General features: G+C 62.3%; 15 protein-coding genes. 3 read left to right on the top strand and 12 right to left on the bottom strand.

Going from position 1 to position 18,419, the window contains the following annotated elements; all coding sequences use genetic code 11:
* Positions 1–166 precede the first annotated feature (166 nt).
* From B5G28_RS05580 to B5G28_RS05570, 3 genes are read right to left on the bottom strand one after another with little or no spacing between them, the layout of a single operon-like run.
* A complete protein-coding gene (locus B5G28_RS05580) occupies positions 167–511 on the bottom strand; it encodes a DUF1667 domain-containing protein (protein WP_087246734.1) in 345 nt (114 codons plus the stop codon).
* A gap of 1 nt (position 512) precedes the next feature.
* Positions 513–1,766 carry an FAD-dependent oxidoreductase gene (locus tag B5G28_RS05575; protein ID WP_087246733.1) on the bottom strand — a complete coding sequence of 418 codons (1,254 nt, stop codon included), beginning with the start codon at positions 1,764–1,766 and terminating at the stop codon, positions 513–515.
* The gene (locus tag B5G28_RS05570; protein ID WP_087246732.1) at positions 1,759–3,192 is read right to left on the bottom strand and encodes an NAD(P)/FAD-dependent oxidoreductase; all 1,434 of its coding nucleotides are present in this window, start codon (positions 3,190–3,192) and stop codon (positions 1,759–1,761) included. The genes B5G28_RS05575 and B5G28_RS05570 overlap by 8 nt, the downstream gene beginning before the upstream one ends.
* Positions 3,193–3,644: 452 nt before the next feature.
* On the opposite strand from B5G28_RS05570, the gene B5G28_RS05565 reads away from it, so the two are divergent.
* The 3 genes from B5G28_RS05565 (at position 3,645) to B5G28_RS05555 (ending at position 8,014) form a co-directional block, all read left to right on the top strand.
* Positions 3,645–6,200, top strand: coding sequence for an ATP-binding protein (locus B5G28_RS05565; RefSeq protein WP_087246731.1), 2,556 nt, complete (start codon positions 3,645–3,647; stop codon positions 6,198–6,200).
* Positions 6,201–6,367: 167 nt separating this feature from the next.
* Positions 6,368–6,934 carry a glycerol-3-phosphate responsive antiterminator gene (locus B5G28_RS05560; protein ID WP_087246730.1) on the top strand — a complete coding sequence of 189 codons (567 nt, stop codon included), beginning with the start codon at positions 6,368–6,370 and terminating at the stop codon, positions 6,932–6,934.
* Positions 6,935–7,144: 210 nt separating this feature from the next.
* Positions 7,145–8,014, top strand: coding sequence for a DegV family protein (locus B5G28_RS05555; RefSeq protein WP_087246729.1), 870 nt, complete (start codon positions 7,145–7,147; stop codon positions 8,012–8,014).
* 208 nt (positions 8,015–8,222) lie between these two features.
* Here B5G28_RS05555 and B5G28_RS05550 read toward each other — a convergent pair whose 3' ends face one another.
* The 9 genes from B5G28_RS05550 to modB all read right to left on the bottom strand — a co-directional run bounded on the left by B5G28_RS05550 (position 8,223) and on the right by modB (position 18,363).
* Positions 8,223–8,780 carry a hypothetical protein gene (locus tag B5G28_RS05550; RefSeq protein WP_087246728.1) on the bottom strand — a complete coding sequence of 186 codons (558 nt, stop codon included), beginning with the start codon at positions 8,778–8,780 and terminating at the stop codon, positions 8,223–8,225.
* A 230-nt stretch (positions 8,781–9,010) separates the two neighbouring features.
* Positions 9,011–11,074, bottom strand: a complete 2,064-nt coding sequence (locus B5G28_RS05545; protein WP_087246727.1) for an S-layer homology domain-containing protein — start codon at positions 11,072–11,074, stop codon at positions 9,011–9,013.
* A gap of 22 nt (positions 11,075–11,096) precedes the next feature.
* Complete coding sequence (locus tag B5G28_RS05540) at positions 11,097–12,296, bottom strand: ABC transporter permease (RefSeq protein ID WP_087246726.1); 1,200 nt, start codon at positions 12,294–12,296, stop codon at positions 11,097–11,099.
* On the bottom strand, positions 12,293–13,033 hold the full coding sequence (locus tag B5G28_RS05535; RefSeq protein WP_087246725.1) for an ABC transporter ATP-binding protein: 741 nt from the start codon (positions 13,031–13,033) through the stop codon (positions 12,293–12,295). The genes B5G28_RS05540 and B5G28_RS05535 overlap by 4 nt, the downstream gene beginning before the upstream one ends.
* Positions 13,030–14,736: an HlyD family efflux transporter periplasmic adaptor subunit gene (locus tag B5G28_RS05530; protein WP_087246724.1), complete on the bottom strand. Its 1,707-nt coding sequence runs from the start codon at positions 14,734–14,736 to the stop codon at positions 13,030–13,032. Before B5G28_RS05530 ends, B5G28_RS05535 begins: the two co-directional genes overlap by 4 nt.
* Positions 14,737–14,997: 261 nt before the next feature.
* Positions 14,998–16,302: a histidine kinase dimerization/phospho-acceptor domain-containing protein gene (locus tag B5G28_RS05525; protein ID WP_087246723.1), complete on the bottom strand. Its 1,305-nt coding sequence runs from the start codon at positions 16,300–16,302 to the stop codon at positions 14,998–15,000.
* Positions 16,295–16,627: a winged helix-turn-helix domain-containing protein gene (locus B5G28_RS05520; protein WP_087246722.1), complete on the bottom strand. Its 333-nt coding sequence runs from the start codon at positions 16,625–16,627 to the stop codon at positions 16,295–16,297. Before B5G28_RS05520 ends, B5G28_RS05525 begins: the two co-directional genes overlap by 8 nt.
* An 18-nt stretch (positions 16,628–16,645) precedes the next feature.
* Complete coding sequence (locus B5G28_RS05515) at positions 16,646–17,695, bottom strand: ATP-binding cassette domain-containing protein (RefSeq protein WP_087246721.1); 1,050 nt, start codon at positions 17,693–17,695, stop codon at positions 16,646–16,648.
* Positions 17,692–18,363, bottom strand: a complete 672-nt coding sequence (gene modB / locus B5G28_RS05510) for a molybdate ABC transporter permease subunit (protein WP_087246720.1) — start codon at positions 18,361–18,363, stop codon at positions 17,692–17,694. The genes B5G28_RS05515 and modB overlap by 4 nt, the downstream gene beginning before the upstream one ends.
* Positions 18,364–18,419 lie beyond the last annotated feature (56 nt).

The raw sequence follows: 18,419 nt of genomic DNA, 5'->3' as shown, positions 1-18,419 counted from the left end.
ACGAGCGAATCCAAACGAAAGCAGGAGTGGCTCCGCTAACGCTCCGCCACTCCTGCTGAATCCTAATATCCTACACTTGGGGCTTTTTTGTACTGTCCACACAATTTGGACCGGTTCAGTACCGCTGACGGTACAGTCTGGACTTTTCTTTGTGTCTGGATGGGGTTCAGATATCCTTGGTGGCCACAATGTCCACGCCGGTGCCGCACACGTTGGCCAGGACGACCTGCCCGATGCGGACCGGGGCGGTCAGCTCCACCGCATCCAGGGCGGCCACCACGGCAAAAACCATGTCTTTGGGCACCGGGCCGCTGGTCTTGACCGGGCAGCGGGGCCGGCTGCCGCCGGTGCATTTGACGGTGGAGGTCACCATCCGGGTGGGATGGATCAGCTCGGCCCGGCCATAGGCTTCGCCACGGGGGCAGCGGTTGCCGATGACGGTATAGCCGTTTTCGTCGTCCACCTTCAGGTGGCAGCCCTGAGGGCAGGTAATGCAGATCAGTTCTTTCATGTCAGTTTACCTCCCGGATGGATACCGTCAGGGTGGGGCCGGCCTTGTCCAGCAGGGCCCGCGGCAGGGTGATGTGTTCCATCTCGCCGGGGGCCAGATGCTCCCGCTTGAAGCGGGCGATGGGAACATCGCCGCTGGTGACCAGGATTTCCGAATCCTTGCAGATGCGGTTGACCCGGAAGAACAGCCCGCAGCTCTTGTCCACCCGCTGGGGCCGGATGTGCTGGGGAACGGTGTAGGTGACGCCGGGGCCGTTCTGGATCTCGATGACCCGGCTTTCGGGTTTGGCGTCCTCCATCAAGTAGGCGGCTGCGGCCGCGCCGGCCCGCTGGCTCTCGGCGGTGACGTAGTCCACCAGATCGTGGACATGGCAGACGTTGCCGCAGGCAAAGACACCCGGCATGGAGGTCTCCATGTTTTCATAGACCACCGCGCCCCGGGTGCGGGGATCCAGGGCGATGCCGGCCTGCTGGGTCAGCTCGTTTTCGGGCAGCAGGCCCACCGACAACAGCAGGGTGTCGCAGTCAAAGATCATCTCGGTGCCGGGGATGGGCTTGCGGTCGGGGCCCACCTGGCTGACCACCACCTGTTCCACCCGGTCTTTGCCCCGGATGTCGGTGACGGTGTGGGAGAGGTACAGGGGGATGTCAAAGTCCTGCAGGCACTGGACAATGTTCCGGTTCAGGCCGCCCGAATAGGGCATCACCTCCACGCAGGCCAGCACTTTGGCTCCTTCCAGGGTCATCCGGCGGGCCATAATCAGGCCGATGTCGCCGCTGCCCAGAATCACCACCCGCTTGCCCGGCAGGTAGCCTTCCACGTTGACATAGCGCTGGGCCGCCCCGGCGGTGAATACGCCGGCGGGCCGGGTGCCCGGGATGGAGATGGCGCCCCGGGTCCGTTCCCGGCAGCCCATGGCCAGCACGATGGCCCGGGCCTGTTCCACCCGGTAGCCGGTGGTTTTGCCCACCATGTGGACCTCCCGCTGGGGGGTGATGTCCAGCACCATGGTGTCCAGACGCACCTCCACTCCGGTCTGGGACAGCAGGTCCACAAACCGGGCGGCGTACTCGGGGCCGGTGAGCTCCTCTTTGAAATACTGCAGGCCGAAGCCGCTGTGAATGCACTGGTTCAGAATGCCGCCCAGCTCCTGGTCCCGCTCCACAATCAGGATGCTGCGCAGGCCCTTGTCCCAGGCGGAACGGGCGGCCGCCAGCCCGGCGGGGCCGCCGCCAATGACAATCAGATCATACATGAGCGCTGCCTCCCTTCGTCTCGCCCCAGAGCAGCCAGGTGCCCTTTTTGTCCTGCTGGATGTCTTCCGGATTCAGATGGAGTTCCCGGGCCAGGATTTCCACCACCCGGGGCCCGCAGAAGCCGCCCTGACAGCGGCCCATGCCGGCGTTGACCCGCCGCTTGACGGCGTCCACCGAGCGGGGCGGAATGGGCCCGTGGAGGGCCTCCAGGATTTCGCCCTCGGTTACCGTCTCGCAGCGGCAGATCACCCGGCCAAAGGCGGGTTCTTTGGCCACCAGGTCCGCCCGCTGGGCGGGGGACAGTTCCTTGAAGCGGGTGCGGTGCCGCTCACAGACAAAGTCGGGCCGGAGCTCCAGTGCGAGGCCGGCGTCGTTCAGCAGCTGGACCAGATATTCCGCGATGGCCGGCGCCGCCGAGAGGCCCGGCGAACAGATGCCGGCGGCGTCCACAAAGCCGTCCTTTTCCTGCAAAATAAAGTCGTGAATTTCGGTATTGGCCCGGACCCCCGCAAAGTTGCGGATGCACTGCCCAAAGGCAATGGACGGCACCGATTTCAGGGCGGTGGTGCGGACAAAGTCCAGCCCGGCGGCGGTGGTGGCGGTGTCGTCGCCCTCCACCGGGGCGGCGTTGGGACCCACAATCAGGTTGCCGTGGACGGTGGGGCTCACCAGAACGCCCTTGCCGTTCCGGTTGGGGCACTGGAAGATGGTGTGGGAAACCCGGCTGCCTTCGGCCTTGTCCAGCAGATAATATTCGCCCCGGCTGGGCCGGATGGTGAATGCATGGGGCGCGGCCATGTCGTGGACGGCGTCGGCATACACGCCGGCGGCGTTCACCAGATAACGGGCGGAGAAATCCCCCCGGCTGGTGTGGACCAGCCAGCCGCCGCCGGTTTTCTCGATGCCGGTGACCTCGGTTTCCAGATGAAGACGGGCCCCGTTGCGGACGGCGGTTTCCGCCAGGGCCAGACAGTATTCCCAGGGGGAACAGATGGCAGCGGTGGGAGCGTAGAGGGCGGCCTGCACCTGGTCCGACAGCTGGGGGTCCATGCTGCGGGCCTGGTCCCCGGTGAGGATTTCCAGGCCGGGCACGCCGTTGGCGTCGCCCCGGGCCTTGAGGGTGTCCAGGGTGGCGCACTCCTCCGGGGTAAAGGCCAGCACAAACGAGCCGCAGGCCCGATAGGGGACGTCCAGCTTTTGGCACAGCTCCCTGGCCAGAGCCACGCCACGCACGTTGAGCCGGGCCATCAGGGTGCCGGGCAGGGGGTCGTAGCCGGCGTGGAGAATGGCGGAATTGGCCTTGGTGGTGCCGTTGGCCACGTCGTTTTCCTTCTCCAGAATGCCCACCCGGACCTGGTATTTGGAGAGCTCAAAGGCAGCGGCAGCGCCCACAATGCCGCAGCCGATGATGAGTACATCGTACATAAGCAAAACCTCGATTTCTGTCTTTGGCGGCTGGATAAAGACAAAAAAGCGCAGGACACCCCATAGAAAATGGTTTGCCTTGCGCTTCTCAATCTCTCACACAAATCTAGCATTTGGAATATTCACATTTGTATTTTTACAATAGCACACAAAACCCAAAAATTCAATGGCCCGGCCGGGTCAAAATGGAAAATTATACCTCTTGCACAAAAAGACCGGGCAGTCTTTGTGCGGGCCGCCCCGGCGGGGGCGGGACGGCCGGCCCAGGGCGGGGAAAGGATATGGTTTTTGAAGCTTTTACTTGTCTTTTCTGCGGTTTTGTGCAAAAATAATGAAAAGGGAGGCTATATGGATTGGGTCGTCACAGACCGGAACCACCCGGGCGTCCGCTTGTGGACGCCGGCGGCGCCGGCCGGACGGGGCAGCCTGTACCCGACGAGGAGTGAACAGAGATGAAACACCATAAGATTCCCAAAATTTCCAATCGCATCATCAGTTTTCTGGTGCTGTTCTTTGTGGCCCTGCTGCTGGTTCTGAGCATTGTGCTGGTGCGGATCAAACTGCTGCAGAACGCCCAGGATCTGGGCATGGCCCTGACCGAGAGCTACGCTCTGGAGGAAGAAGTCAACATCACCAACCTGCAGCGGATCGCCCAGCTGGCCAGCCAGTATGTGGAGGAGATCAACGCCGGGGGCGGCACCGGCCAGGAGATCCAGAGCTGGCTCCAGGGCTATTTTGTCAAGATGACCGATATTCTGGGGGAGAACGTAGTGGACCCCTATGCCGTCATCAACGGGGAGATCATCGGGGCCAACCCGTGGTCAGGGGATGACGACTACGACTTTGGCTCCACCGAATGGTATACCAAGGCCATCGAGGCCCGGGGCGAAGTGGTGTGCAGCGAGGTCTATACCGACGCCATCACCGGCAAGCTGGTGATGACCATTTCCAAGGCGCTGGAGACGCCGGGGGATGTGATGGCGATGGATGTCTACATCGAAAATCCCACCCTCCACAATTCGGCGCTGGCCATGCCGGAGGAATATTCCTATTACCTCTGCACCGGGGACGGCGAGCTGATTTATGCCAAGACCCCCTGGCAGCGGGACCAGAGCCATGACCGGGAAAATGCCCGGTATCTGCTGGAAGGCATCCAAAACGGCTCGCTGCTGAAATACGACGCCACCTTTACCGACTATGTGGGGGACGAGCGGGGCACCTATTTCCATCAGATGAGCAACGGCTGGGTGGTCATTATGACCATCCCCTTCAACCTGATTCTGCTGGGCGAGGAGAACGTGTTCATCTACGTCATCGCCTTCATTGCGGCGGTGATGTTTGTCCTGCTGGGAGCGCTGACCATCCGGGATACCATCCAGGATTACCGGATGAAAAAGGCGGATGACACCATCCATATGCTGGGGGATTCCTTCTATGCCATCTTCCGGGTGAACTTTGAAAAAGAGAGCTATGAGGCCATCAAGCTCAAGGAGGAAGAGGGCGCGACCCTGCCCCAGCGGGGCAGCTACAGCGAGCTGATGGAGTACATCCGCAAGTTTGTCAAGTTCAGCACCTATCAGGAGTTTGAGCAGAGCTTTTCCCTGGCCGAAATCCAGCGCCGGGTGGACAAGGGCATCGCCGACTACGGCGGCGACTATCAGCGCCGGTTCGGGGATACCTACCGCTGGGTGAATATCCGCACCCTGTACGACAGGAACATTGCAAAGGATGAGGTCACCCTCTGCTTCCGGGATGTGGACGCCGAACGCCGCCAGCAGATGCAGCACATGATCCTGCTGCAGGACGCCCTGGAGGCGGCCCGCAAGAGCACCAAGGCCAAGTCCAACTTCTTCAACAGCATGTCCCACGATATGCGCACCCCCCTGAACGCCATCATCGGCTACTGCGGCCTGGCCCAAAAGAGCCAGGAAAGTGGCGACAACGCCAAAGTGCAGGATTATATCCGCAAGATTGATTTTGCGGGCAATCAGCTGCTGACCCTCATCAACGACATTTTGGAGTTGTCCCGGATGGAGGCCGGCAAGGACAACCTGCAGCAGGCCGAGTTTGACCTGAAGGAACAGCTGGAAAACAACGCCGAGATCTTCCACGACCAGGCCCATGCGGCGGGGAAAACCTTTACCTACAGCCTGGACCTGACCGACACCCGGGTGGTGGGCGACAGCAAAAAGATCTCCCAGGTCATCAACAACCTGCTGTCCAACGCCATCAAGTACAGCAACCCCGGCGACAGCATCCGGCTGGAAGCGCGGCAGTTTGATTTCCAGCAGCACAGCAAATATCAGTTTGTGGTGCAGGATACCGGCATCGGCATGAGCCCCAGCTTTTTGGAGCATCTGTTTGAGCCCTACAGCCGGGAGACGGCGTTTACGGTCCATCCCACCGTAGGCACCGGCCTGGGCATGCCCATCGTCAAGAGCCTGGTCCAGCAGATGAGCGGCGAAATCTCGGTGGAGAGCGCCCTGGGCCAGGGCAGCAAATTCACCGTCACCCTCCCGCTGGAGGCGGTCAAGACCCAGCCCGGCGGCCCGGCGGCTGCGGTCCGGCCCCAGAGGGAACAGCCCTTTGACTGGTCGGGCTGGAAAGTTCTGCTGGCGGAGGACAACGAGCTGAATATGGAGATTGCCACCGAGATCCTGACCATGTGCGGGGCTGAGGTCCTGTCCGCCTCCAATGGCGCAGAGGCGGTCCGCCTCTTCTCGGCGGCGGCGCCCTACTCCATCGGCGTTATCCTGATGGATATGCAGATGCCGGAGATGGACGGCTGCGAGGCCGCCCGGATCATCCGGTCCATGAACCGGCCCGATGCCCAGTGGGTGCCTATCATTGCCGTGACGGCCAACGCTTTTGCGGAGGACATTGACCGCACCACCAAGGCCGGCATGAACGGCCACGTCTCCAAGCCCATCGACTTCCACCTGCTGGGCCAGGTGCTGCAGAAGGCGATCCAGGAGCGGGACGGCGATGCGCCGGCGTCCAAAGGGTGAGAATCGCCAGGAAAAACAAAAAATAATCCGGGGCCCGGGGGCGGCGGCAAAACCCCTGAGGCCCCGACGGCCAGCGCTCTGAAGAACGGAAGAAAGAGCCCGAGGTGAGCCGGGGAAAGGTTTGCGCCGGGCTTTTTCGTTTGGAGCGAGCAAGGGAGGTGGAGGATTTGAAAACCAAGGAATTGCTGGGAATTCTGAGCAGCCAGCCCATCATTGCGTCGGTGAAGAACGACGAGGAACTGGAGCAGGCGCTCCAAAGCGACGTGGGGGTGATCTTCCTGCTGTATGGGACCATTCTCAGCGTGGGAGAGCTGACCCAGCGGGTGCATCAGAGCGGCAAGCAGGTGTTTGTGCACCTGGATATGGTGGAGGGCCTGGCCCCCAAGGAGGTGGCGGCGGACTTCATCGCCCGAACCACCGCGGCGGACGGGGTGATCTCCACCAAGGCCCAGCTGACCCGGCGGGCCAGAGGGCTGGGCCTGGTGGCCATCCAGCGGTTTTTCCTGCTGGATTCCAAGGCCATGAGCAGCATGGAACAGTTCAGCCCGGGGGCGGCCGACGTGGTGGAGGTGCTGCCCGGACTGATGCCCAAGGCCATCCATCGGGTGGCCCAGAGTATCCGGCGGCCGGTGATTGCCGGCGGCCTGATACAGGATAAGGAGGACGTCATCACCGCGCTGTCGGCCGGAGCGGTGGCGGTGTCCACCACCAATCCCCAGGTCTGGGCCATGTAAATTCCCGCAAAAGAAGCCGCTGCCCGGTGGGGCGGCGGCTTTTTGACGGGAAGTTCCGGCGGGCAGGGGACCGGGTTTCGGTTTAAAAGAGAGGCGGAAATGCGACCTGATTTTGCTTGACGCAGTGAAAAAACCGTGCTACACTCACTCTCGGGAATGGACGAGCGAACAAAAATTGCTGCGAAACCTCGTGAAAGGAGTGTAAAACGTATGCAGACCTATGTGATTTTCACCGATTCCACCGGCGACCTGACCCCGGCCCTGATTGAGCAGGCGGGGTTGCAGGTGCTGCCCATGACCTTCCATCTGGATGGGCAGGATTACCGGAATTACCCCGACGGACGGGAGATCAGCTCCCACGCCTTCTATGACAAACTGCGGGCAGGCAGCACCTGCACCACCAGCCAGGTTTCCCTGGCCGAATATGAAGAAGCCTTTACCCCGGTGCTGGAACAGGGACTGGACATTTTGTATCTGTCCTTTTCCAGCGGCCTGTCCGGCACCTATCAGGCCAGCTGCGTGGCCTCGGAGATGCTGCAGGAGCGGTTCCCGGGCCGCCAGATTGTCAGCATAGACTCCCTCCAGGCCAGCATGGGCGAGGGCCTGTTTGTCTACCTGGTGGGCCGCCGGCGGCTGGAAGGTGCCAGCTTGGACGAGGCGGTGGACTATGCCCGGGCGCTGGCCCCCAGAGTCTGTGCCTGGTTCACGGTGGATGACCTGATGTTCCTCAAGCGGGGCGGCCGCCTGTCCGGCGCTGCCGCCGTGGCCGGCACTCTGCTGGGCATCAAGCCGGTGCTGCATGTGGACGACGAGGGCCACCTGATCGCCATGGAAAAGGTCCGCGGCCGCCGCGCCAGCCTGGACGCTCTGGTCAAGCACTTCCAGGCCACCGCCGATGACATCGCCGGCGGCACCGTCTTTATCAGCCACGGCGACTGCCCGGAGGACTGCCGGTACGTGATGGACAAGCTCCAGGCTCTGGGCGTCACCGACCTGCATCAGGGCGATATCGGCCCGGTCATCGGCGCCCACAGCGGCCCCGGCACCGTCGCCCTGTTCTGGGTGGGCGGCCCCCGCTGAGGGAAAATCAGTCAAAATCAATTGCCCTGGCGGGTTGTCTTTCTTGGAGAGAGGCAGCCCGCCTTTTTTGCCGGAAAATATGGACATAAAAACCGGGCCGCCGCGCCCGTTGCCCTTGGCGCGGCGGCCCGTAAACCGGAGATATTCGGTTTAAACCGACTGTTTCACAATGCTGTTTCCTGACAGGGAAGTGTGTTAAAGAAAAGGGTTAAGCCTGGGGAACCATGCGGATCAGGGCAGTGCCGTTGTCCATATAGACGTCGAAGTGAGCCCAGTCATCTCCGCTCCAGGCACTGCTGGTGGAGACGTCCAGTTTGGTCTCGGAACCATCGGCGTTGACCAGATACAGGTCGTAGCCCTCGATGCTGGAGCTGGGCATCATCACGTTGGCGGAGACATTGGTCAGGGCGGTGTATCCGGAGCTCAGGCAGGAGACGGTCATAATCCGCTCACCGTTGTCCAGAGTGCCCTGGTAGATCTTCAGGCCGCTGAAGTTGGCGGTGGCGTTGCTGACCTTGGACAGAGTGCTGACGCCGTTGACGTCGCCGCACTCGCCGCAGATGGTGTAGGTCTGGGTGGCGCCATAGGGGCTGCTGAAGCGGACCACCATCTCGGCCCGCTGGGTGCCCTCGCAGGAGTTGGTCTGATGATACAGGACGTTGGCGGTGTAGGCGCTGGTGCCGGCAGCAAAGCTGGAGACGGCGCCGCCCACCAGGATGCAGGCAGACAGGCTGAGCATGGCAAGGGTTTTCATCATGGTTTTCATACGTTTTCTCACCTTTCTCCCCGTTAAGGGGTTCGTTTTCAGTGCGTGTGTGGATGTGTGGGACGGATTGTAAGGGCGGAACGCTTGTGCGGCCGCATCACCACCTTTCCGGTATGCAGGTTTTTACGCCGCCTCGTTCCCGGATGTGTTCACTCACAGGATACCACGTTGTGTTTGAGCCAGGATTGATATAACCTGGACTTTTCCTTGAGTTTTGTGCGGAGGAGGTGTCAGTCCTTCTGGACTGCCACCAGAACGCGGATCTTGTTGCCGGCGGTGCAGCCAAAGTTGTCGTACCAGCCGATCAGATAGTAGTCCTCGGTGTTGATTTGGGACAGGGTGGTGGGGAAGTACTGACCTTTGTACCAGAGGTAGACCTGCATATCGTCAGCGGTCTTATAGCGGGTATCGCCGCTCTTGACCGAGGCCGCGCCCAATTGATCCACCATCACCGGCATCAGCTGGACCATGGATTTGACGGTGCCGCTGGCGCTCTTGCCCACGGCGATGCCGCCGGCAATCACCGGATATTTCACCGAGGTCTGCAGGGTGGTGTTTTCGCCGTCAATGTAGCAGACGTAGTTGGCGCCCTTGCCCAGGTAGCCCAGAACGCTGCTGAGGACGCCGCTGGTGTTGTCCGAAGCCACATTCAGCAGGTAGCTGATGATGCTGCTGGGGCTGCTGGTGAGGCTCTCCCACAGGATGCTGACGATGCTGCCGTCGATGATGCTGTAGAGAATCTCGCTGGTGCTGGGCAGGACGTTGTCGGCCAGGCTGCTGAGGCTGTCGGTGGTGGTTGTGGTGTCGGAGCTGTCGTCCACAATGTTCACCAGGTTGCGCACGTCGTCCAGAACGCCGTAGGTCCACAGGTCGCCGGTGACGTCGTCCAGAATCAGGCGGTCGATCTCGCCCTGTTCGTTGGTGGTGTAGTAGCGGACGTCGTCACCCTTCAGCGTGACCCCCGCTAGTCGGCTGGGACGAATCGTCCCAGCTACACCCTCCGCCGTCGTATCCAGAATTTCCACGTTGTCGGCCAGGGTCATATTGCCCAGAGCCGTGGCTGTGTCGTTGAAGGTGCCGCTGGTGGATTTCTCGTCGATGCTTTCGACGCTCTCGCCGTTTTCGTCCACCGTGATCTGGACCAGCCAGCCGGCGGGAAAGTTGAGGTCTTTATCCACGTTGACGGTGCGGGTGACGCCGTCGCTGCAGGCGACGGTGACGCTCTGGAGCACGTCGGCTCCATTGTTCTCGACCAGGCTCCGGGAGGAGGTCTGGACCACGCCGTAGAAGACCTGGTCGGCCTGCTCGCCGGTCAGAACCCGGACCACTTCGTCGTCCATGCCCAGCAGCAGGGTGACCACCTGGCCCACGCCGCCGCCGTTGAGGGAGGAGAGAACCGAGGCGGCCGACGAGGTGCCGATGGTGTACTCGGTGCCGGCCACCGTCACGGTGGTGGGTGCGCTGGCCGAGGGGCCTACGGCGGTGATCCGGCCGGCGGCCTTCTTGGTGTAGATCCAGACGGTCTGGGTGTTCTCGTTGTAGTAGTAGACGTCGTACTGGTTCAGCTGGGCGGAGGCGGAGACCTCCTCGTTGCGGTAGATGGCGGTGGGGGTGAAGGGCAGCTGGGTGCCCTCAGCGGCCACAAAGGGGCCCTTCAGATTGCCCATCAGGATGGACGAGACATCCACCCGGCCGTCGGTGATGGTGATGCCCAGGGTGTCGGCGTAGAGCTGGCCGTCGGCGTTCTGGACGGTGAGGGCATTGTAGAGCAGCTGGGCGCCCTGTTCCACCGTGAGGATCTCGCCCTGGGTGCAGGGCAGGTCGTCCCGCAGGCCCAGCTCGTTGGCTTTATTCAACTGGGCGGTGGGAAAGGTGCCGCTCAGGGTAGTCACATCATAGCCCAGCAGGTTGAGGACAGCGGCGCAGGCCTCCTCCAGGGTGACGGTGTTGTCGGGGCGGAAGCTGCTGTCAGTGTAGCCGCTCATCCATCCCTGCTGGACTGCGATGCGGATATAGGGAGCCAGCGCGTCGCTGCCATTCACATCCGAGAACAGGGTGCCTGTCGTACCCTGGGACGTGACACTCTCCCGGTAGGGAGAGAAGGCCACCAGCAGCTGCGCCAGCTGACCGCGGGTTAAAGAGGTTTCGGGGTTGGCGGCCTGGTCGGAGGTCAGGCCGCCCAGGATCAGGGCGGTCTGAACCGCCGTGTTGTAGCCGCTGGCCGAGGCGGGGATCACCAGCATGGTACATGCGAGGCAGACCGCCAGCAGCAGCGAGCAAAGTCGTTTTCTCATCTTCTGTATTTCCTCCCTGTTCTCAGTCATAGCGCAGAGCTTCGATGGGATTGAGCCGCGCTGCGCGCTTGGCGGGCAGATAGCCAAACAGGATGCCGATGCCCACCGAAACGCCAAAGGCGATGACCACCGAGCTGGGCGATGGGCTGACGGTCAGTTCCATGTCGGTCAGGATCATGGGCAGCACCTGGTTGGCTGCCGCCGAGACCAGATACCCCAGGACAATGCCGATGAGGCCGCCCAGCGCCGAGGTGGTGGCTGCTTCGATGACGAACAGCGCCAGCACCGAGCGCTCCTTGGCGCCCAGGGCCTTGCGGATGCCGATTTCGCGGGTCCGCTCGGTGACCGAGACCATCATGATGTTCATGATGCCGATGCCGCCCACCAGCAGCGAGATGGCTGCAATGGCGGTCAGAATGGTGATGACCATGTTGACCATCGAGGTCATGGTGTCCAGCATTTCGCTCATGCTGGTGACAAAAAAGCCTTCGTCCGAGTTGAGCAGCTTGGTCAGGGCGGCTTCAAACACCGCCACGCCCTCTGCGGCCTGGTTCTCATCCACCAGGGTGACTATATAGGAGTTGGCCGAGGTGCTCTTGATGATCCGCAGGGCGGTGGTATAGGGGATAAAGACGCAGTCGTCGTCGCTGCCCTCCTGGGAGGTGGGGTCTGAGACCTGGGCCTCCAGGACGCCCACGATGGTGAACTTTTCGGGGCCCACCTTGAGGGTTTGGCCGATGCCGTTGCCGCCGTAGGCCACCCGGTTGAGGTAGTCGCCGATGACGCAGACCTTTTTGTTGTCCACCAGGTCCACATACTGGATGCCGCGCCCTTCGGCGATGGTGTAGTTGGAGATGCCCAGATAGGTCTCACTGACGCCGCTGACGCTGGTTTCACCGTAGGTGTCGGTGTCGATCTTGACCGAGCCGTCCAGGCTGACCACCGGGGAAATGTCCTCGAACAGGTCGGGATTTTCCTCCACAATGTTGTAAACGTCCTCGATGGACACCATGCGGGAGCCGTAGCCCATGATGTTGACGGTCAGGGTGTTGGTGCCCATGGAGGAGAAGCTGTCTTTCATGCTGGCGGTCATGCCATTGCCTAGACCCACAATGACGATCACGGCCAGAATGCCGATGATGATGCCCAGCATGGTCAGCAGGGTGCGGAACTTGTTGCTCCAGATGTTTTTCAGCGCCTGGCGGAAGGTCTCATAGATCATGGGGTGCCCTCCTGTTCCAGCGCGTAATTGGGATGGACCACCGCGTCGGGGGAATGGGCGTCGCCGTCGTAGACGATGCGGCCGTCCTCCAGCCGGATGATCCGCTCAGCCTGCACCGCGATGGAGTTGTCGTGGGTGATCAGGACCACCGTGTTGCCCTGGCGGTGCAGTTCCTGCAGCATCCCCAGCACTTCCCGGCCGGTGTGGCTGTCCAGCGCGCCGGTGGGCTCGTCGGCCAGAATCACCGCCGGGTCGCCGGCCAGGGCCCGGGCGATGGAGGCGCGCTGCTGCTGGCCGCCGGACAGCTGGCTGGGCTTGTTGTGGAGCTTTTTGCCCAGCCCCACCTGTTCCAGGGCGGCTTTGGCCCGGCGGTGCCGCTCCGAGGTGGAAACGCCGGCGTAGATCAGGGGGACTTCCACGTTTTCCATCAGATCCAGCTTGGGCAGAAGGTTGTATTGCTGGAAGATGAAGCCCAGCATTTCGTTGCGGATTTCGGCCAGTTCGTTGGTGCCCATGCTGCCCACATCCCGGCCGTTCAGCTTGTAGGTGCCCTCGGTGGGAACGTCCAGACAGCCGATGATGTTCATGCAGGTGGATTTGCCCGAGCCGGACTGGCCTACGATGGCTACAAACTCTCCCTTGTTGATCTGCATCGAGATATGATCGGCGGCCTTCACCAGGGTATCGCTCATCTGGTAGTACTTGCAGACCGAATCAAACTCAATCAGTGCGCTCATCGCATCCCACCTCCCGGTGCGCCTCCGCTGGGCATACCGCCTCCACTGGGCATGCCGCCCATGCCGCCGGGCATCATCATGCCGTCGCTGACGGTGGAGGAGATGGTGGCGGCGGTGGCGTCATAGGCCACCGTGTCGCCTTCCTGGAGGCCGCTGGTGATGGCGATGTAGTTGTCATCGCTGACGCCGGTCTCCACCTTGACGTAGACATAGCCGTCGGGGGCGGTCATGCCGTCCGCTGCGTTGGCTGCACTGGGGGAGTCCTCGGTCACCAGGACGTAGCCGCCCCGGACCACTACGGCATTGGGGATGGACAGGGCGTCGTCGGCGCTGTCCACAACGATCTGGGCGGTGGCGTTCATGCCGGGCATCAGCTCGCCGTAGTCGTCGATCCGGATGGTGACGGGGTAGGTGGTGGTGCCGCCGGTGGTGGTGCCTGCCGAGGAGACATTGGTCACCACGCCGTCAAAGGTTTTATCCGAGATGGCGTCGGCGACGATGGTCACCTCCTGGCCCTCCTGAATCGAGAGGATCTCCAGTTCGTCCACGTTGAGGACCAGTTCCAGATAGCTCAGATCGTGGATGATGCAGAGGGTCTCGCTGGTGGAGGTATCGGTGCCGATGGTCTCGCCGGCCTGGATGTTCTTCTGAATGATGGTGCCGCTGATGGGAGCGGTGATGGTGTAGTCATCCAGGGTGTTTTCGGCGTCGTCCAGGGACAGCTGGGCGCTGCGCAGGTTGTCGGATGCACTCTCCACCTGGCGGGTCAGGCTGTCGCTGGTCAGCTGAAGGATGGCGGTGTTGGGGCTGACCGAGTCGCCCTCCTGCACGCAGAGGGCGGCCACCGTGCCGCTGGATGATGCGGTGAGGGTCTGGGATTTCTGATAGGTGAAGCGGGCCGAACCCAGGGCGCTGACCCCGTTCACCGAGGCGGTGGCGGCCTGGGACGAAGTCAGGCTGCCGCTGGTGTTGGGCACCGAGATGACCACCGAGCGGACCAGCATGCTGCCGGTGCTGGCGGTGTCCTCGCCCGAGACCGAGCGGACGGTGCCGGTGATGGTCTCATAGGTGCCGTCCAGGGTGACGGTGGCGCTCTGGCCCACCGAGAACCCGGCGGCGTCGGCGGCGGGGAAGCTGAGGGTCAGCAGCAGGGAGGAGTTATCCCGAATGGTGGCGATCTCCTGCCCGGCCGAGACGGCGTCTCCCGGGGCCACGTCGATGGAAATGACGGTGCCGCCGATGTCGGTGCGGACGTATTGGGCGTTGACGGCGTCGTCGTAATCCCGCTGGGCCTGGTCCACCGAGAGCTCGGCTTTCTCCACGTTGTTGATGGCGTCGGAGCTGTCGATGGTGTAGAGGATGGTGCCCTTCTCCACCATGTCGCCCTCTTCAAAGTCGGATGTCAGCACGTCGCCCCGGACCAGGGACCGGACCTCGTAGGTTTCGGCGGCCTCGATGGTGCCGGACTCACTGAATACGTTGACAATGCTCCGAAGCTCCGGCTCCACCTCGATGTACTCCACACCGGCGGAGGCCGGCTGCGCCATCACCTTGGGGATGAGGATCGCAGCGCCTGCGGCGGCCACACAGACCACAGCGGCGGTGGGTTTCCAGTGGCGCTTGAAAAAGGACGTAAGGCCTTTTCCGCCCGGAGCAGCCGGGCGCAGCGCGGTGGAGTCCTCCGGTTGTTTTTTCCTGAACATGATATGTGATGCCCCTCCTTTTGGGTTTGCCAGCGGCGTGCCGGGCCCGGGACCGTGGGTCCTGTATCCGACGCCGGTCGGAATGGTCCGGCAGCCAGGCTCCTCTGGACAGTTTGAAGTATACAGGACGAATCTTAGGAATCGCCGTAAAAAAACCTTAAGACGCCTTAAGGAGGGTGAAGTTTTTATGAACCCGGGACACAAAAAGCGGCGCAGCAGGCGGGTTTATCCCATCTGCTGCGCCGCTTTAGGGCGCTGGATTCAGGAATTGACAGGGAACAGGAGGGTGATGCAGAACCGGCGGCCGTCGCTTTCGGCGCGGCTGTCGGCGTGCATTTTCTCCATCATGGTCTGGATGCTGACAAGGCCTACCTTGGTGCTTTCCACCGAATCGGTGTCGGACAAGGTGACATTGGCGAACGCCAGCCCGGCGTCGTCCTCTTCCCGCACAAAGGTGACCGACACCGGATAGGCCGGGTCGGCGTATTTAAGGATGTTGGAGGTGATGTTGTCCAGAATCCGCCGGATGTAGGGTTCGTAGACGGTCAGGGACAAATCCTCGCTGCCCAGATCCAAAGTACAGATAAAGCCGTGCTGCTGCAGCTGGTCCACCATTTCGGCCAGGGGGCCCTCGAAAATCTGGGACAGGCTGGCGGGCTGGTCCAGCATCACCGGGCTGTCCCGGGTGACCAGAGCGTACTCGAACAGGTTGTCCGACAGGTGTTTGATCTGGCGGGCCTTGCGGTCGATTTTGGCCAGATAATCCTGCAGCTGCTGCTCGTCCTGGTATTTGTGACACCGAACGATTTCGGTGTAGAGCAGCAGGGTGGTCAGAGGGGTGCGCAGGTCGTGGGACATCTGGGTGATGAGGTTTTTGACCTTGGCGGAAGTCTCGGCCTCCTGCTGATGCTGGCGGCGGAGGGTCAGGCGCATGGAGTCCAGACAGGAGGCCAGGGTGGTGAGCTCGTCGCTGCCCTGGATCGTGATGCTGTGATCCAGATCCCCGCCCTCCATGGCCTGGATTTCGTCGCTCAAGAGACATATGTACCGCACAATCCGGCGGCAGCCCAGCAAAAAGACGGCCAGGAACAGCCCCAGACAGAAGATCAGGAGGACGGTGGTCCCCAGAAGCTCATAGGTGCGGATGGTGTTGCAGTAGAGCAGGGCCTCAAAGTCCCCGTCGGCAAAATGGATGGTGGCATAGGGCTGCCAGTCGTAGAAGGGGACCCGCTGGTCCTGTTCGCCCTTGATTTCCCGTCCTGGGGCAAAGGAGCTGTAGACCAGGACGTGGTCCCGGTACAGCTCCAGCAGGGTCAGGTTGTGCTTCTGGACCCAGTCGGTGATGGGCCGGACGTCCTTGCTGGACAGGTTTTCCTCGGTGACAAAGGTCTGAAACTCATCCAGCTGGCGGGCAGTCTCCCGCTGGATGAAATTGGTCTGGTCCACATAGGCGGTCAGAGCAAACCGGAAGGCCAGCCGGCTGGTGGCAAACAGCAGCAGAGAGCCCAGCCCGGCAAACACCAGCAGCCGGATGAACTGGGCTGTAATTCCGTCCCGCTTATTCATGGTCGTCCTCTCCGCCGTTGGCGAAATGATAGCCCTTGCCCCAGACGGTACAGATGCGGCGGGGAGACTGGGGGTCCTCCTCGATCTTGGTCCGCAGGTTGCGGATGTGGACCATGACGGTGCCGTTGGACACATAGTAATAGGGTTCGTTCCACACCAGCTCGTAGAGGGTCTGGACCGGGAAAATCCGCTGGGGGTTCTGCATTAGAAGCCGCAGGATTTTGTATTCGGTCTCGGTGAGGTTGACCTCCCGGCCGTCCACCCAGACCCGGTTGCAGTCCAGCTCCAGCTGGACCCCGTGGGCGCACAGCCGCTTGGCCTGCATCTGCGCCCCGCGGATGCCTTATCCCCGCAGAGGCATGATGTCCTCCGGCGCGGCGGACAGACAGGCGGGGGCCAGGGGCTGGCCGTCGGTGAGGGTGATTTTGGAGATCTTCCACCACAGACGGGTTTCGCCGTCGGGGGCGGTGCAGATGAGGTTCCAGTCGAAGGGATTCTCACTGGTGGAGGTGACCTTCACCGGCAGGGCGTTGCAGGCATCCGGCGGGCAGGGGGTAAAGTTGTGGGCCCGCACACCGACGGCGTTGCAGTCAGGGGGCACCGGCTGGGCCAGGCGCAGATCGACGCCCCAGCCGGTCAGGCGGACGGTGTGGCCGTCCACCGGGGTGCAGGGCAGAATGTTCTTGCAGCCGGTGAGCCGGGCGGCGGTGACGCTCTGCGGGTCGGCAAAGACCTCCTTGGTGGGGCCGGCCCGCAGCACCTGGCCGTCGTCCATGACGATCATCTCCCGGCACAGACGGTAGGCCTCGTCCCGGTTGTGGGTGACCAGCAGGGTGGTGCCTGCGAAGGAGGACAGCAGGCTGCCCACTTCGCTCTCCACCTCTTCCCGCAGGTAGCTGTCCAGGGCGCTGAAAGGCTCGTCCAGCATCAGGATGCGGGGACGGCCCACCAGGATGCGGGCCAGGGCGGTGCGCTGCTGCTGGCCGCCGGACAGCTGGGACGGACGGTGCCGGGCCACCTCTTCCAGACGCATGGCCCGCAGCATATCCCGGCAGCGGGCCCGGCGGGCGGCGGGGTCTTTTTCGGCCTGCAGGCCGCAGAGGATGTTCTGTTCCACCGTCATGTTGGGGAACAGGGCATAGTTCTGGAACAGCAGCCCCACGCCCCGCTGCTGGGGCGGCAGGTCGATGCCTTTTTCGCTGTCAAACAGCACCCGGCCATCCAGCACAATGCGGCCCCGGTCGGGCTTGACGATGCCGGCGATGCAGCGGAGGGTCATGCTTTTGCCGCAGCCCGAGGCCCCCAGGATCGCCGTGGCGGTGTTTCCGGCGGTGAACCGGGACCGGAGGGTGAAGCCGTCAAAGGCTTTTTCAATGTTGACTTCCAGGCTCATGCGCGGACACCTGCTTTCTGTTTGCGTTCCAGCAGGTTCACCGCCAGCAGCACCACCGCCGAGATGGCGATGTCCACCAGGACCCACTGCATGGCGCCTGCCTCATCGTTGGTGCGCCAGAGCTGGTACACCGTGGTGGCGATGGTGGCAGTCTTGCCGGGGGTGTAGCCGGCAATCATGCTGGTGGCGCCGTATTCTCCCAGAGCCCGGGCAAAGGCCAGCACGGTGCCGGCCAGAATTCCCTGGCGGCAATAGGGCATCCGCACCCGCCAGAAAATCCAGGTGTTGGACAGGCCCAGGGTCTGGGCCGACCAGGCCAGGGTCTCGTCAAAGCTCTCAAACGCGCCCCGGGCGGTGCGGTACATCAGGGGAAAGGCCACCACAATGGAGGCGAAGATGGCGCTGTACCAGTTCATCACCAGCTTGATGCCGAAGTGCTCCGCAAAAAAGATGCCCAGCGGCCGCTTGGCTCCCAGCAAAAGCAGCAGGAAATAGCCCACCACGGTGGGCGGCAGCACCATGGGCAGGGTCAGCACCACATCCAGCACACCCTTGAGGGTGCGGGGGAGTTTGGCTATGTAATAGGCGGCAAAAATGCCCAGAAAGAACACCGCCGCGCAGCTGATGAGGGCAATGCGCAGGCTGTTCCAGAGAGGATACCAGTCCATAGTTGATCCCTTTAAACAAAGCCGCCCTCTCCCCCGAACGGAGACAGAGAGGGCGG

It is taken from the genome of Faecalibacterium sp. An77, from assembly GCF_002161315.1.
Taxonomy (GTDB): Bacteria; Bacillota; Clostridia; order Oscillospirales; family Ruminococcaceae; genus Faecalibacterium.
Note: the sequence above shows the minus strand (reverse complement) of the source record. Positions and strands in the feature narration are given on the sequence as shown.

Coding starts and splice junctions, on each gene's coding strand:
- B5G28_RS05580 (WP_087246734.1), bottom strand. CDS start 511: ATGAAAGAACTGATCTGCATTACCTGCCCTCAGGGCTGCCACCTGAAG.
- B5G28_RS05575 (WP_087246733.1), bottom strand. CDS start 1,766: ATGTATGATCTGATTGTCATTGGCGGCGGCCCCGCCGGGCTGGCGGCC.
- B5G28_RS05570 (WP_087246732.1), bottom strand. CDS start 3,192: ATGTACGATGTACTCATCATCGGCTGCGGCATTGTGGGCGCTGCCGCT.
- B5G28_RS05565 (WP_087246731.1), top strand. CDS start 3,645: ATGAAACACCATAAGATTCCCAAAATTTCCAATCGCATCATCAGTTTT.
- B5G28_RS05555 (WP_087246729.1), top strand. CDS start 7,145: ATGCAGACCTATGTGATTTTCACCGATTCCACCGGCGACCTGACCCCG.
- B5G28_RS05550 (WP_087246728.1), bottom strand. CDS start 8,780: ATGAAAACCATGATGAAAACCCTTGCCATGCTCAGCCTGTCTGCCTGC.
- B5G28_RS05545 (WP_087246727.1), bottom strand. CDS start 11,074: ATGAGAAAACGACTTTGCTCGCTGCTGCTGGCGGTCTGCCTCGCATGT.
- B5G28_RS05540 (WP_087246726.1), bottom strand. CDS start 12,296: ATGATCTATGAGACCTTCCGCCAGGCGCTGAAAAACATCTGGAGCAAC.
- B5G28_RS05535 (WP_087246725.1), bottom strand. CDS start 13,033: ATGAGCGCACTGATTGAGTTTGATTCGGTCTGCAAGTACTACCAGATG.
- B5G28_RS05530 (WP_087246724.1), bottom strand. CDS start 14,736: ATGTTCAGGAAAAAACAACCGGAGGACTCCACCGCGCTGCGCCCGGCT.
- B5G28_RS05525 (WP_087246723.1), bottom strand. CDS start 16,302: ATGAATAAGCGGGACGGAATTACAGCCCAGTTCATCCGGCTGCTGGTG.
- B5G28_RS05520 (WP_087246722.1), bottom strand. CDS start 16,627: ATGCAGGCCAAGCGGCTGTGCGCCCACGGGGTCCAGCTGGAGCTGGAC.
- B5G28_RS05515 (WP_087246721.1), bottom strand. CDS start 17,695: ATGAGCCTGGAAGTCAACATTGAAAAAGCCTTTGACGGCTTCACCCTC.
- modB (WP_087246720.1), bottom strand. CDS start 18,363: ATGGACTGGTATCCTCTCTGGAACAGCCTGCGCATTGCCCTCATCAGC.